18 protein-coding genes and 1 pseudogene are annotated in these 15,479 nt (G+C 57.4%); 1 reads left to right on the forward strand and 18 read right to left on the reverse strand.

Annotated features, from left to right (window positions below):
* Positions 1 to 210: 210 nt before the first annotated feature.
* The 18 genes and pseudogenes from LCM4576_RS31305 to LCM4576_RS31375 form a co-directional block, all read right to left on the reverse strand.
* Positions 211 to 858: a UPF0149 family protein gene (locus LCM4576_RS31305; RefSeq protein WP_244510966.1), complete on the reverse strand. Its 648-nt coding sequence runs from the start codon at positions 856 to 858 to the stop codon at positions 211 to 213.
* Complete coding sequence (tnpC, locus tag LCM4576_RS37450; protein ID WP_244510967.1) at positions 810 to 1,727, reverse strand: IS66 family transposase; 918 nt, start codon at positions 1,725 to 1,727, stop codon at positions 810 to 812. Before tnpC ends, LCM4576_RS31305 begins: the two co-directional genes overlap by 49 nt.
* Positions 1,666 to 2,394 carry an IS66 family transposase zinc-finger binding domain-containing protein gene (locus LCM4576_RS37455; protein WP_244510968.1) on the reverse strand — a complete coding sequence of 243 codons (729 nt, stop codon included), beginning with the start codon at positions 2,392 to 2,394 and terminating at the stop codon, positions 1,666 to 1,668. The genes tnpC and LCM4576_RS37455 overlap by 62 nt, the downstream gene beginning before the upstream one ends.
* A 72-nt stretch (positions 2,395 to 2,466) precedes the next feature.
* Complete coding sequence (gene tnpB / locus LCM4576_RS37865; RefSeq protein ID WP_407067414.1) at positions 2,467 to 2,643, reverse strand: IS66 family insertion sequence element accessory protein TnpB; 177 nt, start codon at positions 2,641 to 2,643, stop codon at positions 2,467 to 2,469.
* A gap of 40 nt (positions 2,644 to 2,683) precedes the next feature.
* Positions 2,684 to 2,764 (reverse strand): annotated as a pseudogene (locus tag LCM4576_RS37870) (hypothetical protein); the annotation flags it as partial.
* A 50-nt stretch (positions 2,765 to 2,814) separates the two neighbouring features.
* Positions 2,815 to 3,252 (reverse strand): IS66-like element accessory protein TnpA, encoded by a 438-nt coding sequence (tnpA, locus tag LCM4576_RS31320; RefSeq protein ID WP_071036242.1) that lies wholly within the window; start codon positions 3,250 to 3,252, stop codon positions 2,815 to 2,817.
* Between the two features lie 70 nt (positions 3,253 to 3,322).
* The gene (locus tag LCM4576_RS36675) at positions 3,323 to 3,499 is read right to left on the reverse strand and encodes a hypothetical protein (RefSeq protein ID WP_157901251.1); all 177 of its coding nucleotides are present in this window, start codon (positions 3,497 to 3,499) and stop codon (positions 3,323 to 3,325) included.
* A gap of 646 nt (positions 3,500 to 4,145) precedes the next feature.
* On the reverse strand, positions 4,146 to 5,039 hold the full coding sequence (locus tag LCM4576_RS31325; protein WP_083361590.1) for a DMT family transporter: 894 nt from the start codon (positions 5,037 to 5,039) through the stop codon (positions 4,146 to 4,148).
* 211 nt (positions 5,040 to 5,250) lie between these two features.
* Positions 5,251 to 6,489, reverse strand: a complete 1,239-nt coding sequence (locus tag LCM4576_RS31330) for an NAD(P)/FAD-dependent oxidoreductase (RefSeq protein WP_071036244.1) — start codon at positions 6,487 to 6,489, stop codon at positions 5,251 to 5,253.
* A gap of 42 nt (positions 6,490 to 6,531) precedes the next feature.
* Complete coding sequence (locus tag LCM4576_RS31335) at positions 6,532 to 6,855, reverse strand: 2Fe-2S iron-sulfur cluster-binding protein (protein WP_071036245.1); 324 nt, start codon at positions 6,853 to 6,855, stop codon at positions 6,532 to 6,534.
* 72 nt (positions 6,856 to 6,927) lie between these two features.
* Positions 6,928 to 7,941: a sterol desaturase family protein gene (locus tag LCM4576_RS31340; protein WP_071036248.1), complete on the reverse strand. Its 1,014-nt coding sequence runs from the start codon at positions 7,939 to 7,941 to the stop codon at positions 6,928 to 6,930.
* A gap of 10 nt (positions 7,942 to 7,951) precedes the next feature.
* Positions 7,952 to 8,794 carry a 3-methyl-2-oxobutanoate hydroxymethyltransferase gene (locus tag LCM4576_RS31345; RefSeq protein WP_071036074.1) on the reverse strand — a complete coding sequence of 281 codons (843 nt, stop codon included), beginning with the start codon at positions 8,792 to 8,794 and terminating at the stop codon, positions 7,952 to 7,954.
* Positions 8,795 to 8,976: 182 nt separating this feature from the next.
* The gene (locus LCM4576_RS31350) at positions 8,977 to 9,936 is read right to left on the reverse strand and encodes a LysR substrate-binding domain-containing protein (RefSeq protein ID WP_071036073.1); all 960 of its coding nucleotides are present in this window, start codon (positions 9,934 to 9,936) and stop codon (positions 8,977 to 8,979) included.
* A gap of 169 nt (positions 9,937 to 10,105) precedes the next feature.
* A complete protein-coding gene (locus tag LCM4576_RS31355; RefSeq protein WP_071036246.1) occupies positions 10,106 to 11,221 on the reverse strand; it encodes a mandelate racemase/muconate lactonizing enzyme family protein in 1,116 nt (371 codons plus the stop codon).
* 327 nt (positions 11,222 to 11,548) lie between these two features.
* A complete protein-coding gene (gene proX / locus LCM4576_RS31360; RefSeq protein ID WP_071036071.1) occupies positions 11,549 to 12,556 on the reverse strand; it encodes a glycine betaine/L-proline ABC transporter substrate-binding protein ProX in 1,008 nt (335 codons plus the stop codon).
* Between the two features lie 505 nt (positions 12,557 to 13,061).
* Positions 13,062 to 13,439, reverse strand: coding sequence for a response regulator (locus LCM4576_RS31365; protein WP_071036070.1), 378 nt, complete (start codon positions 13,437 to 13,439; stop codon positions 13,062 to 13,064).
* A 28-nt stretch (positions 13,440 to 13,467) separates the two neighbouring features.
* A complete protein-coding gene (locus tag LCM4576_RS31370; RefSeq protein ID WP_071036247.1) occupies positions 13,468 to 14,715 on the reverse strand; it encodes a Xaa-Pro peptidase family protein in 1,248 nt (415 codons plus the stop codon).
* A 30-nt stretch (positions 14,716 to 14,745) separates the two neighbouring features.
* Positions 14,746 to 14,928, reverse strand: a complete 183-nt coding sequence (locus LCM4576_RS31375) for a 4-oxalocrotonate tautomerase family protein (protein ID WP_071036068.1) — start codon at positions 14,926 to 14,928, stop codon at positions 14,746 to 14,748.
* Between the two features lie 339 nt (positions 14,929 to 15,267).
* On the opposite strand from LCM4576_RS31375, the gene LCM4576_RS31380 reads away from it, so the two are divergent.
* Positions 15,268 to 15,479 (forward strand): SDR family NAD(P)-dependent oxidoreductase (locus tag LCM4576_RS31380; RefSeq protein ID WP_116398055.1); only part of this gene is annotated, 212 nt, incomplete at its 3' end.

The raw sequence follows: 15,479 nt of genomic DNA on the forward strand, positions 1-15,479 counted from the left end.
CAGCCTCGCTATCATGCCATGCTCGCGCAAGGCGGCCCTCGCCGGAGGCGTACGAATCGGCAAATCGAATTGCAAGAAAACAGCGGCCAAACACTGCAAATCCTGCAATGCCTAATCCATAATTTTCGTAAGCGGTGCACCAAGGCACCTTTCCCGAGGGCGCCTGATGCGTGTATGGCGGTCAGGCGTTAGTCGGCGCGCCGGCGGCGATTACTGCGGGTTATCATAACGGGTGACATAGTGGAGTTCGCGAAGGGCGGGGATGACGAGGGCGATGTCTTTGTATGCCTCGTGCTCGATGAAGTGCGCGGTCTCGGGTCCCGGCCTGGGTTTGCCGAGGACGGGCCGCCCCTTCTTGTCGACGCAGTAGATCAGGATCGGCAGCAGCAGACCGTGGTTGGGGTTGTTGAGGTCGAGGAGCCGTTTCCAGCGTTTGATGTTGAGATTGATGGCCGCGTAGAACCCTTGGCACCACGGCCGCGGGTCGATGCCGCCGCTGGGCTTGGTGGTGAAGCGGGGTGAATAATCCTGTGGCCTGTCGAACAGCGTCTCGTTGATCCGGTTGTGGATCCTGGCGAGGCTGGCAAACACGGCGTGATCGGTTGCAGAGCCTTTGGCCAGGACGTCGCGCGGCAATCCCATGAGTGGGCACATCCAGTCTTGCGGGTCCGCGAACCGCGGCCCGGTGACCGATGCCGTTACGAAGCCATGCAGCGCCGACATGGTCCGCACCAGTGGGCGGGGGTTGGTCTTGGCGGCCATCCAGGCCTCGCGCGCCTCGTCCGACAGCGCCATGTCATCGATCGCGCTCATGCCGCCAAGGGGAGCGGCATCTCGTGGCGGCGCACCCAGTTCCATGGCATCAGCTCGTCCCAGCGCGAGGCTGGCCAGTCGTTCTGGATGCGCTCGATGACATCGACCATGTAGGCTTCGGCATCGACGCCGCAGAGCTTGCAGGTCTCTATGATGCTGAGCACGACCGCTGACCGCTCGGCCGCGGCGAAGCTGCCCGAGAAAAGCCAATTGCGCCGGCCGACGGTAAATCCACGAATGGCGCGCTCCGCGATCAGGTTGTCGGGCTCGAGCTGGCCATCGTAGAGGAAGCGATTGAACGCGCGCCATCGCTTGGTGCCATAGGCGAAGGCCTTGGCGATATCGGCATGGCGCGACAAACCCTTGGCCTGGCGCATGAGCTGTCGTCGCAGCGCGCGGACCAGTGGTCGGGTCCGCCTTCGTCGGGCGGCCAATCGCTGGGCCGGCGGAAGCCCCCGTATCTCTTCCTCGATCCGGTAGATCGCCTGGATACCGGCCATCGCCGTCCTGCTGAGCTCGGTCGGCTGGCTGTCGTGAACGTCGAATATCTTGCGACGCAGATGGGCCAGGYAGGCAGCTTCTCGAATGGCGCCRCCCCTGTAGATCTGGTTGTAGCCGGTGAACCCATCGGCCTGCAGCGTRCCGGCAAATCCGGCGAGCTCGCTCATCACGCTCTCGCCGGCGCGGCCCATGGTGGCACGATACCAGGCGATCGGCGGCTCCTGCGAACCCGAATTGCGGTCGTCGGCGACGTAAACCCAGAGCGCGCCCTTGTGCGTCTTGCCAGTGCCGGGCGCCAGGATCGGAAACCGCGTGTCGTCGGTGTGGATCTTGGTGCGGGTACGGCCGATCTCACGGATGCGGTTGTAGATACGGATCGAGTAAGGCGGCGGCGTAGCCGGCGCTGCGCGCAAGCGTCGATCGCTCGATATCGACGCCCTTGGCGGCCATCATCTGTGCCTGACGGTAGTACGGCAGATGATAACCCCACTTCGCCATCATGATATGGGCGAGCGCGGCATAGCTGAGCTTGCCGCGTGCAATGGCCTTGGCAGGTGCCGGGGCCTGAATGATTTTATCGCAGGTCCGGCAGCTGTACTTGGGTCGAACGGTCTCGATCACCTGCCAGGCCTGGGCGACCAGGTCGAGCATCTCGTCGCTATCTTCGCCCATGGCGCGCAGGTCGCCGCCGCAGCCCGGGCAGCATGCGCAGGACGGCTCGCGAACGATCCGCTTGCGCGGCAGGTTCGGGTTGAGCTTGCGCACCGGCAGCACCCGGACCTTGTCGGCGTCGGCGACGATGGGCAGCTCGATGGCGGGCCCACTGGCGGCRACATCGGTCTCGAGATCTTCGAGTTCGAGCAGCATCTGACCCAGCTTCTCGGACGAGCGGCCGAAGGCCTTGCGGTTGAGCCGATCGATCCGCAGCTGCAGGCGCTGAATGCGAAGTGCGGCCTCGGCGCGCTCTCTGCGCAGCTGCTCATCGCGTTCGGCGATGGTGGTGTCACGGGCAGCAACGGCCGCCTCCAGAGAGGCGATCCGGGCGAGGAAATCAGCGGTTGAGGGAGCTTGTTCCGACACCCAAATTACATACCCGAAACACCTCCTTCACGAAAGCAGAATCGACACAAAATCAAAGAGAAACGAGCAAAATCAGCCAGCCAGACGCGGTCGATACGTCTTRCTCGGCCGGCGCCAGTCGATCCCTTCCAGAAGCAGCGAAAGCTCCGCCTTGGTGAGCGACACGGCGACCTGATCCTTGGTGGYGGGCCAGGCAAAACAGCCTTCGGAAAGCCGCTTCGTGAATAGGCAGAACCCCCTGGTCGTCATGCGCCAGAATCTTGATGATATGACCCTTGCGGCCACGGAAGCAGAAGATCGCGCCGGTGTGCGGATTGAGCGCAAGCACCTGTTGCACCATCCGCGCCAGGCTGTTGATCCCGCGGCGCATATCGGTGGCGCCGCAGCACAGATAAATCCGGTCGGTCGGCACCACCGTGATCACTTGGCCAACTCCGCCAGGACGATGCGCAGCGCTGTCGGATCGACGGTTCCGTCGATCCGCAATCGCGCACCGTTCGGAAAGGCCACGACGATCCTGCCGGCCGGGYCCGGGCAATCGGCGACGGGGCTTTCGACCTCGGGCAGATCGCTCACCTCGATCCGCGCGAAGGTGGCCACCGCCTCGTCGGCATCGGGCTGGTCRCCGGCCATCTGCTTGCGCCACGCATAGAGCTGTGACGGAGCCACGCCGAACGCTTGAGCGACCTCGGTCACCGACGACCCCGCCGCGCTCGCCAGGTCGACCAACGCGCGTTTCTCCGCGCAACTCCACAGCCTCCGTTGCCGCGCGCGGCCGGGCATCGTTGCACGATCTTCAGCCGCCGCGGCGCCGCTGATCCCGGCGACCACATCGCCCTTTGCATGCTCCAATGTCATGGCGCGAAAGCTCCATGTTCATCGGCCTATTGCAAGGTGCCTTGATGCACCGCTTACTAATTTTCCTCAATCAGCGAGCCAGATCAATGCCTTGCCAATAGTTCACGGGCGACTCGATCGCCTCGACTGCAAACAGCGCGAGGCCCTTATCTGGGCTGGTCGGCTGGATCCTCTCCGGCGCGAGCGGCTCGACAAATTCCTCGACCTGGACGAGGACCATTTCGAAGCTGGGTTCGCCGTCGTTCAACTCTGGACGCGTTTGCGTTGGCTGGGCTCCACATCCATGCGGATCATTTTGACGGTCGCGGGTTGTTACTGGCATTGACGCAGATTGTCGAACAGCTGAAAGGATCCAGGCCGTGGGGCTGCCGCGCACCTAGTCCGAAGTTCTGACCGGCCTGATTTTTCTCTTGGCCGGAGTTCTCGGGGTDCTGCTCTACCTGCAGATAGCACAGGCGCTACCGGTGTAGTTGCCTGAAGATCGTTTTGAGTCTCCCCATCGGCTGTGGCCGGTGGGTTTCCTTTTGCATTCCAGACAGCGTTGGCAAAATCTGCGCACTTTGGCCTCATCGTCCAAGGACGCGACAGTCACCTTGGTGTAATGAATTGTTCCCTGGCATCTCAGGAGTGGAGGGAGGTCTGGCAAAGCTTTCCCTTTGTCTGACCGCCAAATCATTGCTTCAACGTCCCACCACCGGTCGTCCGCAAGATGCGCGATCGTTTTGCCATCAGGGCGCCCGCAGCTTTGACAGCGGTTGTTGGTGTGCCGAAACTCCGATCTCGGATGAGACCAGCCGCTGCCTTTGTCTATTCGCATCCTAGGTTCAACCTTCCTGCCGCGGTGCGCCGCGAGCGCATGGATCTGGCGGGACAGAATGACGGCGCGTCTCGCATTAGAAGCTCTTCATTTGGTGAGACGAAACAAGGCCTCCCCCTACGATCAACATTGCTCCGAGAAGGATTCCCGCGTTGAGTTGAGCGAAGCCGAAAGCGGCCAAGATCAAAGTGCTTACCAAGGGAGTGGCATACGCGGACACCGCGAGAACAACTTTGTCCTCCCTGCGCAAACCGTAGTCCCAGCACAGGTTCCCCAGGGCCAGCGGGAAAATGCCGGTGAAAACCGCGCCGAAAAGTCCTAGGGGCGTAGGAAACGAGGTGGTTTCAAACAGGAAGTGCACAATCGCCGCGGCGACAGATGAAATAGTCAGCCCTGCAATAACCGCGTCAGGTGCATCAGGGCCTTGCCATATTCGATAGACGCAGGAGACGGACCAGGCGCACCCACTTCCGAAGGCCAATGTCAGCCCCTTCCAGGAGCCGGGCGCAAGGTCAGGTCCGATGACCAGCACGGCGCCAGCCAGAGCTAGGGCGACTGACAGCATATACCTCGGAGAAAAGTAGATTAGGCGCAATGCCGTCGCAAGTACGACGATGATGACCGGCCAGAGATAGACGATGATGTTCGATTGGGCGGGCGCAATGAACTTCAGCGAGTAAAGGAAGAGGACGTTGCCGATCAAGAGCCCTAAGGCTACCATCAGGATGGACACTAGACGTTGACCAATCATTCGCGCCTTGGATACGCGATGTCTCGACAGGGCAAACGTCGTGCAGGCCGCGACAGCGTAGTTGATCGCTGACATTTGAAAGGTGGGGAGGCTATCACTCGAAATGACGGCCATGAGGGGCCAAGACGCCCATAGCGGCACTGCGAGCAGACCGATGAWAGTCCAAAAGCCCTTTCGACGCGGAACCGATGGCTGCGCACTGCCTTGATTGAGCGACATCAAGACGGTATGTGACACAGGTCATCTCCAACGGTGGAAGCGGTTCTCGTAGGCGCGCAACCCAGGCCCCACCATGGCGGGGGGAAGACGATATAACCGGGCAAGGCTCCCGTATTTCAAATGAGCATTTGTTCGTCATAACCCGCATTAAGCGCGTGCGTACCTCGGTGTGTCTATCGCGCCCGGACCGTCGGTTGCCGTCTTTGTGTGATCATGCCGCGAATGCGTCCGTCACGGTCCTGGCAAGCGCAAGGAATGACTTTACATCAATGGACGTGTCRCCGACGTGCTCTGGTAAAATTGTCTGGCCCGCTTCAATGATGCGCTTCCCCACCATGTAGGATCGCGGATCGTTCATCGCATCCAGTGCCAATAGCTGAGAGCCACGATAGTACCACACAGACTGCGAGCGATCTGCTCCGGGACGGACCACGACACGATCATAACCGACATTCAAGCCCGCTATCTGAAGCTTGACATCGTATTGAYCTGACCAAAACCAGGGTCGCGGTTTGTATTGAATTTCGGCACCGGCAATGTTCTCTGCGACCAACTCTCCATGGTCAATCGCATGACCGACGCTCTCAAGCCTTATATGACTTCCACCGTGGGAAAAAGAAGCGCATTCTCCTGCCGCCCAAATATTCGGATCTGAGGTTCGGCCRAACGCATCCGTAAGGACTCCATTATAAAGGTCGAGGCCCGCATCGAAAGCTAGCTGGGTTCTGGGCTCAATGCCGATACCCACGATGACGAAATCAGTTTTGAGTACACTGCCATCGGTTAGACGCGCGCCCGAAACATGCTTGTTACCAACAAGAGCGCGAACACCAATGTTTTCTCTGATAGCGACCCCTTGCTGACCGTGCAACTCGCGGAAGAAGGCAGAGGTCGCGGGGGCCGCAACTCTTTGAAGGATTCGTGGTGCCGTTTCGATCAGTGTGACTGTGAGACCTAGCTTGGCGCCGAGGGCCGCTGCCTCTAGGCCGATATAGCCGCCTCCGACGATGAGCAATTTCCGCCCRGATTGAAATTCCTTTGCCATAGCGTCCGCGTCGGAGAGAGTCCGCATCGTGTAAACGCCGTCAAACTCGCCGCCAATTTCGGCAGGAAGTCTCCGTGGCCTGGAGCCAGTCGCCAGAACCAGATGGTCATATRGCACAGTTTCACTGTCCGCGGTGACCGTTTGTGCCGACCGGTCTATCGCCGATACCGGCACACCGAGCCTAAGGTCAATTGCGTTTTCCTTCCAAAACCMGGGAGCCCGCAAAAGAAGTCTCTCAAGCTTGGTTTCACCGAGCAGGYACCCTTTTGATAACGGAGGGCGCTGGTATGGTGCGACAGGCTCCTCGCCCATCAATGTAATTTCTCCTGAGAAACCTACCGCACGAGCCTTCGCTGCTACCGAAGCGCCTGCTTGGCCTGCGCCTATGATTACGATACCTCCCATGCGCGGTCCCCTAAAGCCAACGATCGCTACGTTAGTGCCAACTCAAGCTTGCCTTTCCGGCATGTGCAGTACCAAGCCGTCCAAAGTCTCGCTGACCTTCACTTGGCAGGTGAGGCGCGACCGCAAAGGGTCAGGTTCGTAAGCGAAATCCAGCATATCTGCCTCCATCGGCTGTTTTGCCGGGAGCTTTTGCACCCATGAGGGGTCGATGTAGGCGTGACAGGTTGCGCACGAACATGCGCCTCCGCAATCTGCTTCGATGCCAGGGATGCCGTTATCTCGAGCTCCCTCCATAAGCGTTGCTCCCTTGGGGACACTGACAGTATGTTCGCGCCCGTCAAATTCAACGTAGGTGATGTTGACCATGATAGTCTCTCTAGGTGGCGAAAACCAGTTGAAGACCCCGCTCAAAAAGCCAATCTGGCTGCAGCGGGTATCTTACTTCTTCCGCATCTCCTTTGTACGTATCCGGGTGCATGCGGTTGCTTGTTCAGACCCGTCATGGAAAGTGCCAAACCATTTATCGCAAGGCACTTCGGGCTCGCCGTAGTTGCACTCGAAATATCGATGGTGGAGTTGGTGGAAAAAGTCGCCAACCTTTAAACCVACGTCGCTGTTTTCTCCCGCGGTTACAGATTCATATCCAGYATGCGAGCTGACCGCCAACAGTACCTTCGATTGTAGATGGAAGAGAAAGTGGATCGGGTGCGACGCAATGAGAAAGTGGATCGCAACCGAGGTCAAATAGAWCAGGTGTTCTATGGGATGCATGGACATGCCCGACCACGGTCCCACGTTGACGTTACGATGATGCACCGAGTGAAAGTGGTTGTAGAGCGGACCCCAATGCAGAAAGCGATGAATCCAATAGAAATGGAAAACTCCATAAAGCGGGAGGAAAACAAACCAAAGAATAAACCAAACGGGATGCGATGCAAAGGTCAGCATCGGCAAATAGCCGTTGGCATAGCACCAGAGACCTATAACTTCGTAAGCGGTCCAGATCGTAACCCCGCTCGCCACTGACCAGAACACGTTGTCGAGGAACTGGCTGTTGAAGGTGAACAGCGCATTATTTTTATGAAAAGGCCGGGCGTCATATCGCAGACGATCACCCTGCATGTTGAAGGTGTACAGGTACAGGTGCATTCCACCGGCAAGAAGGACGATCATGGCAAGATTGCGCAGATAGATTGCTGCAATCCAGTCCAAGCTCAATGTCCGCGCGGTCTCGAGCGTGGGCGAGAGGTAGTACCAGGTCAGGAAAGACACGCCGACGACGATTAGCCGGTCTGAAATCGGCAGCCACGAGTTCCAGATTAGCTTGAGCCCCTCAAATGGCCCGCGCCTGAAGTTGAAGATGGAGCGGTCCTCAAGCGGCAGATTCGGCATGTAGTTCCAGGTTTGCTTAGTCGGAAGGGTGACTTCCGATTTTGTGGTATCCGTTGTCATTTGCGTCATCCTACGCTTGCACGCCCAATGGCGCTGCTTCCCTAAGCTGCGTCTGGAACGCTTCCAACTCGTGGGGTTTCATTGAAATTGTAACTTCGCGGTAGGGAAACGACCCATCACGCACAGCCGAGTGGAAGGCGGTCAGTGCTTGAATTCGCTCGCGCTGCATCTGCTCCTGCAACTGCAAGACGTTGCCATAGGCGAACGCGTGGCGAGGTGGGTTCTTGGTCTCGCCGCAAATGTCTTCCGAGAATAGAAAGGTGACGTCTCCGCCAGAGCCCGATCCGATTGAGAATGTGACCAGGCTGGTTTGCTTGTTTATGGCTTCAAGCACTTCTTGAGGTACCAGTTCAACCTCCACCGCGAAAGCGCCTGCGGCCTCCATTGCGCGGAATCGCTCAACAAGCTTCATGGCCTCAGAGGCGGTGGTTCCATAAGCCCGCAACCCGCCTATCCAGGTGCTGTATGGCGGGATGAGCCCGACATGTCCCATGACTGGGAAGTCAAGATCGGCGAGCATTCTTATGGTGGCGAGACTGCGACTCGTATACAATGCGTCGGCACCCTCATCCATTGCACGCATCGCGCCTTCAAGGACATCTTTTTCGGTCGGATGATCCACAAGCATAAGCGCTGCTGTGACGAACGAGGTCGGCGCGCCTTCCCTCACTTCTTTCAGGTATTGCGATCGCGTCATTAACGTGTCGATCCCAGCGGCGAATGCTCGCTCAGCCTGTTCGCGGCTTGAGACCGTCACTTCGGTTAGCTGCACTTTTCCCTTGTTGGCGCGCAAATCGGCAACGGTCCAGTTACGGCGTGCCGGCCGATGACCAAAAGTGAATATGTTACGCATTGGCATCTTTCTTGGAGGTGCGGGGAGGCTGACGACGTCACGCCTAAAAAATGTTGCCGAGACAGCCGGAAATCAAATGAAAGTTAGGCGAGCATTGCATTCCCTGTGCGAATGCAACACTGCCGAGCCGCGAGCCAATGCGCCGACAACCGGGCCAGCTGGTACAGGAATTTTGCCTGCCTTCAGCCTAGCAATGAATGCTGCTTGTCCGAGGAGCGAGGGAAAAAACTATCGATTGGGCCGCCGTACCGGCGGGTCAGCCATTGCTCAAATGGCTCGATTGGAAAGCTCGGGGGTCGTCCTGAAGGCCAGGCGATGTGATATCTATCTTCTGTCTCCAGGTATTCGGTGAGCGGGGTTACGAGACGTCCGGAATCAAGCAGGTCGCCAAGCACTCGGAGGTAGCCCAAAGCCACCCCCTGGCCTGCGAGGCAGGCCTGGATGACGTTGTAGTAGTTATTGAATCCCATTGTGCGCTGGTTCCTAGGCGGCTCTAAGGAGAACTCGCGCAACCACTGCCGCCARCCAACCCAAGACGGATGTTGGGCCTGCATGTAGAGGAGTTCACAATTTCCCAGGTCAAGAACTTCGAGAATGGGACCATGCATCTCCAGAAATTCCGGAGAGCACACCGGCGTCATGATGTCTTGAAATAGTGGTCGGATCGTAAGGCCTGGAAAATCGGGCTCACCGAAGGTGAAAAGCAAATCCACCTGCCCGGTAGGTTCTATTCCCTGTGGGTCCGCGGTGACGACAAAGATCTCCGCTCCGCCAAAACATTCCCTGACCTCGGCGACCCGTGGCAGTAACATGAAGGTCGCGTTGGCCGATGATGTCGAAAGGACGATTTGCTGTCGGGATCGCTCCTGGATCAGATCCTCAAGGGCATCGATGATTTGAGAGGACGCCACGGAGTAGGCCCTTAAAAGCCGGTCGCCAGCCGGCGTCAGCGCAATTTTCTTATGCGTCCTAGCGAAGAGCGGCTGCCCAAGCCTGCCTTCGAGTTGACCAATCTGTTTGCTAACCGAGCTTTGCGATAGACCCACTTCCTCGCCCGCCAAAGTAAAGCTACCCCGGCGGGCGGCTGCCTCGAAAGTCGGCAGTAACCTCTGTATGTTCTGGTACAGCGCTTTGGATCGCATTCCTATGACACCGCAACTGACTGTGGTTTATCGTTCTATGGCATCCTGCGATGRCCAACAATGCTAACCAAAATCGTTGCCGTGAGAGTTCGAGAAATCGAACGGTTTCGGGTGAAGCACCAACCCTCTTTGTGCAAGGACCCCTAGGACTTGGAAACGACATGTTTGCCTAGGAGTAACTCGCAACTGGATCGCCTAAGAAGTCGAGGCGAGGCGTGATGCCAAGGCCGGGTAGGTCTGGTGCGACAATGCGTCCGTCAACGACGTCGTACGGTCCGTCAGCAGTTTTGCCCGACAAAACGCCGCGACTTTCAAGCACGCAGCGAAGGTATCTCTCCGGTACAGTCTGGCCCATATGTACGATGGCGGCGAAGGCAATATCGGAGCCCGCGGTCTCTTGGACGCTCATCGTGTAGCCGGCCGCAATACAGATATCGCGGTGGCGACGGCCCTTCGTAAGCCCGCCATTCTTGGAAATCTTCAGGCCTATTCCGTCCGTCGCATCATCAGCTATCAGCTGAGCAATTGAAGCATCATTGGTTGCCAGTTCGTCAAAGAAGATAGGGATATTGGTCCTTCTGCGCAGGGAAACGCATTCCCGCCACGTTGCGCACGGCGTCTCAAGAACAAAGTCGAGGCCATGCGGGAGAAGCCGAAGCATACGCAAAGCGGTCTCGACAGTCAGTCCCCCGTTTGCGTCAACGATAAAGAACTCTCCCGGCTTCTGATCTGCCAGCGCAGCCGCAATTCTTGCAGTGTCCTCAGCGGGCTCCCCGCCAATCTTGACTGAATGCCCTCGATACCCCATGGCACGATGCTCAGCGACGCTCCGGCGCATCTGTTCCGGATCATCCATATGGATCGACGAAATAACTGGCATCTTGACGTTGGTGCGTCCCCCCAATAATTCGCACACGGGCAGACCCACCGATTTACCAAAGATGTCCCAGCAGGCGACGTCAATTGCGGTCTTGGCATGCTCGTGCCCCAACAGCGCTGCATCCATGGCGTCATACGTCCRGTCCACTCGTCGGGGGTCTAGACCAATCAACTGTGGTGCCATCTCAGCAATACCTGATCGGACGCCTAACGCATGGGACGCGACATAATTGGAGCCCCAAGGTGTGCTTTCTCCCCAACCCTCAAGGCCATCCTTCGTCGTGACGCGGACGATCGTGGCATCGAAGACGCTGTACTCTCGCCCACCGGACAAACGATAAATTCCGCCCTCATAACGAAGATCTACCTTGAAAACATCGATGCTCTTGATGGCGCAGTCGGACACGGTGTCTTCCTTTTCTGCAGAKGGCCGCTTCCGGAAATCGCTAGCGGACGCTGAGGCTCCGCCCTGGCGACCCAATCCGGCTCGAGGCGTAACGACTTAGCGATGCAGCAGGCGTTTAGCCGAAGGCTTACAAGGCGATTCCAAATTTCAATGTAAGCACCGCAAGGAGGAAGATGAGGCACACTATAAAAGCCTGGATGAGCGCCCGAATCTCTTCCCTCACCGAAGTTGGTTCAAGCCGGTCTGCCATCTTTGCGATACGAGGAACTCRCCTTCCTTGCGACATTCATTCAAAGTAGCAGCCCGGACGTGCCGGGCTGTAAGGCGTTAATTTGCGGCTGCCTTCGCTTCGGCAATCCAGGCGTCCCATTGAGCGCGGTGATTGTTCCGCCAATCTTCCGCCCGCTTGAGAATGTCTTCCGCGCTTCCGTGCCCTTCGTGTATCTGTAAGCTGTTTGCGCTGATGTCGTTTTGCGGGATTTTCAGCAATTCGAACCACTTTCGCGCCGCCGGATTTTTATCCAAAAACTCCTTATTTGCGAGCACGCGTTCAGAGAAAAACGTGAAACCTAGGTTGCCGAGTCCTGGGACGACCGTTTGCGCGCCCTCAAGTTCTTTGGGCAGGTCCGTATGATCCACTGTCAGCCAAACAACGTTCTTGCCAGGGGTAAGCACAGTCGTCAGCCACATCGGACTCCAAGAATAGTATAGCGTCGGCGTACCGGCTTTAATTCGCTCGACGGCGTCGGCTATGATCGCTTCGTAGCTACCCTGAAGGTGCTGAACGGTATCTCGGAGACCATATGCGTCGAGTTGATGCTCTATAACTCTCTCGCATCCCCATCCGGTTTGGCATCCATACAGTTCTGCCTTGCCGTCACCGTCGTTGTCGAACAGTTTTGCGATCTTAGGGTCCTTAAATTGGTTGATTGTCTTGATGTGGTAGGCGTCGGCGGTCTTCTTATCGATCAGGTAGCCCTGGAGGAAGTTTTCGGCTATCGTCCCGACTGGCTCGAGCTTGGCCGGTCCGCCCGCCTTCTCCCAGACCGATTTATGCAGCGGGTCGTCATACGTAGCGTAAAAAGTTGCGTCCCCCGTTCCGACAGCAAGTATGGCCGCTTGGAACTGCATGGAAGCAGATTGCTTGACGTTATACCCAAGGTCCTCCAGTCCCAGGCTGACCAAGTCTCTCTCAAACCATTCGTCAGCGTAGTTCTGATCAGCGGGCTGCACTGAAATGCCGGCTCCTGGAAGCTTGTCAGCTGATTCCGCGGCGCCAATGGTGCACGCTAGTATAATCGCGCCAAAGGACATCCTGTTTGTGAGTACGCGCATAGTTCTCCTCCCTGTTCAATTGGTTCTTATTTCTACGAGTTCCATTTTTGACTGCTGTCGGACGCGACGCCTCCAACGTCCGACGAACCTCGCAGTTTGATAGCGTTAGAACGCTAGCGGCCGGTTGCTCACACGACAACGGTATAAAAAGTCATGTGCCGCACGATTAAATGTTATCAGGTGAGTCGCCCCGGAAGGCTGGGCCGGTGAGAAGCGTCGCAAAAAATCCGCTAGTGAGAGTGCATCCACGCGACCCGGCTCGTCTGCGGGGCCGGCAGAGCGGCTACCCAGGTCAGCACGGATGCTCGATTAACACATGGTCTGGACCCTTCGACCGACTTTCCCGAAACGGCTGGCACTTGCCGGCAGCGGAGCCTCTAACAGAGTAAGGCTAAGAGCGATCAGCGCGGAGAACTGGCGTGCTTGCTCGGGCGAGACCTTCGGCCGCGCACGATACAGACAGCCCTCGGTGCGGACACCAACCACTAAATCTCTGACAGGGAACCTATTCCCCTGCGGTTAATAGCGAAGCGATACGAACAACAAGACGATCGATGTCGATTGGCTTTTCGAAGCGCTCGACGCCGTCGAACTCCTGGGGGATCGCGTACGTCTCCAGGTGCGTCAGAAAGACAAACGGAATCTTGCGCCTAACCAGGTGCTCGGCTGCCGCAAATGTTGTTTCCCCCTGCAGACTGACGCTGATCACGGCCGCATCTATCCTCGACGAGGACATCACATGGTCAAGCGCGTCCTCAATTGTATCAGCCGGATAGATGCAATTCGCTCCTATGTCGTTGAGGGCGACACTTATTCTCAGAGACAGTCGGTAGTCATCCTCTGCTATCAGGATGCGGGATTTGTGAAGGGCTTGACCAGCCATTTGATGGTCCGGAGAGATTGCGCGAGGCCTAGTCCAGGAGGCGACTTTCGAAGGGATAGCTGGAGAGCAGCTCATAACCATTGGGAGTGACCAAGACTTGTTCCTCGAGCTTCACCCCGTCGCGCTCGCCGACAGCGCCGATATAGGACTCTACGCAGACGACCATGCCAGCTTCGAGGGTGGCGTCGAAGGCGACAGGACCTCTGAATATTGGTTTGACCTGCGGATACTCGTCGCACATTCCAACCCCGTGCATCAGGCTCGGGTAGGCTTGCTGATGAAATTCTTCCGRCACCGGCCAAGCTAGCGTCTGCAGTTCCTTCATCGTGACGCCGGGGCGTACCAGCTGCATATTGGTGTGCAACTCATCATATGCGTACCGGTAAAGTTGGCGCTGCCGGGCGGTAGGGCGCTCTTTGCCATAGTAGAACGTCCGGGAAATATCGCAGAAGTAGCCGAACGGGCCGACCATATCTGTATCGAAGCCCACCAGATCGCCAGGCTCGATGGCTCGCTGTGTTGCCTCCTGAAGCCATGGGTTAATACGCGGTCCGGAAGCGAGCATCCGTCCCTCATGCCAGCCTCCCAAATTTGAGAGGTTGGTATAATTGAGAATTCCCCAGAGTTGCACCTCGGTAACGCCCGGCGCCATGCTCGCCTGCATGCGGGCAATGCCGTGTTCTGCAACCGCACATGCCCACCGAATACACTCGATCTCATCAGCCGATTTGATAACGCGCGCACCTTCGGCAATGTCGACGGCATCGATGACCTCGATACCGCGCTGCAGCAGCGCCAACGTAATGCTTGGATTGACATATTCTATTGCTACCCTTCGGCTGGTAGATCCGATTTCGTTCAGGAACTGGACGATATCGTCTGCGAACAGTCGGGCATTTTCCGTCAGCTCGCCGCCGCCTTCAAAAAATGAGACCGGACGTCCGGGCCGGAATGCGTCGGCAGAGCTTTCAGTTCCAAGTCCGGCATGCAAAACGATCGGCCCGTCCACCGGCATGAAGAGGTAGGTGACGGGGATATGAGATTGGAAAAGAGGATAAACATTGTAGTCGACCGCGTAACGCAGGGAGATCGGGCTCACCAGAACGCACACGGCAACGTCCGCGGCTCGCATGGCGGCTCTGACTCGTTCTTTGCGGTACCTATCAAGCCTTTGAAAGTCGATTTCAGGCATTTGCCGAAACTGTCGAAGATCGCTCCAGTTGTCTCGAAGCAGGAATCCCTCGGGATCTGCCGAGGCCAGTTTGAAATCGCTCATGGCTTCCTCGTTTAGCTCGAGCTCTGCGTCTTACATCCGCGACCAAAGTTTGCCGCCCGTCGCCCAATTGTTCGGAGCGTATTCATCGAAAACGACATGGACCTGTTCCGGTTTGAGATTCGACTTTTCGCAGAACAGCTTGGTAATCTCGGCCGCAATTTCCGCTTTTTTGTCGTCATCGGCCTTGAACGTCTCGATGTGAATAACCGGCATAACGTATCCCTTCGTTTGCTGCGCACGGATTGATCATTACTGTGGGCGCGGAACTTCACGGAAGCACCTCCAGCAGGACATGCGGCCCACAGATCGCCTCGACAGCGAGCTATAGGCAGCGGCTGCTCGCCATTCAAATGAGTTTTACTGCCGGCCGGGATAACCAGGGGTAATGACTTAGCGTAAGGAGACGTTCGGCGGCTGCCTTCAGTCATGACTTTAGCTTGTTAGGCCCATGACTTTTTGGACCCTTGCGAAGGAAGGCGTTCGAGCCGTAGATCACCAAATCTGGGGGCGACATCTCCGCCAGGTTCGATCATTTCCGTGGGCTATTGTCATATGACTCAATCCAAGAAAGTTGTGATCATCACGGGCGCAACCTCCGGAATCGGGGAAGCGATTTCCGAAGCTTTTGCCAAAGAGGAAGCCACTCTAGTCCTGGTCGGCCGCGACCGCGACCGTGGCCAGCGGGCTTTGGAGCATGTCGAGAAATTTGATTGTACTGCTCAATTGGTCCTCGGTGATGTGACTGACTCGTCATTCGCTGATCA

The sequence above is a fragment of the Mesorhizobium sp. LCM 4576 genome (assembly GCF_001854815.1).
In the GTDB taxonomy this organism is placed as follows: Bacteria; Pseudomonadota; Alphaproteobacteria; order Rhizobiales; family Rhizobiaceae; genus Mesorhizobium; species Mesorhizobium plurifarium.

Coding starts and splice junctions, on each gene's coding strand:
- LCM4576_RS31305 (WP_244510966.1), bottom strand. CDS start 858: ATGGAACTGGGTGCGCCGCCACGAGATGCCGCTCCCCTTGGCGGCATG.
- LCM4576_RS31335 (WP_071036245.1), bottom strand. CDS start 6,855: ATGGTCAACATCACCTACGTTGAATTTGACGGGCGCGAACATACTGTC.
- LCM4576_RS31345 (WP_071036074.1), bottom strand. CDS start 8,794: ATGCGTAACATATTCACTTTTGGTCATCGGCCGGCACGCCGTAACTGG.
- proX (WP_071036071.1), bottom strand. CDS start 12,556: ATGCGCGTACTCACAAACAGGATGTCCTTTGGCGCGATTATACTAGCG.
- LCM4576_RS31365 (WP_071036070.1), bottom strand. CDS start 13,439: ATGGCTGGTCAAGCCCTTCACAAATCCCGCATCCTGATAGCAGAGGAT.
- LCM4576_RS31375 (WP_071036068.1), bottom strand. CDS start 14,928: ATGCCGGTTATTCACATCGAGACGTTCAAGGCCGATGACGACAAAAAA.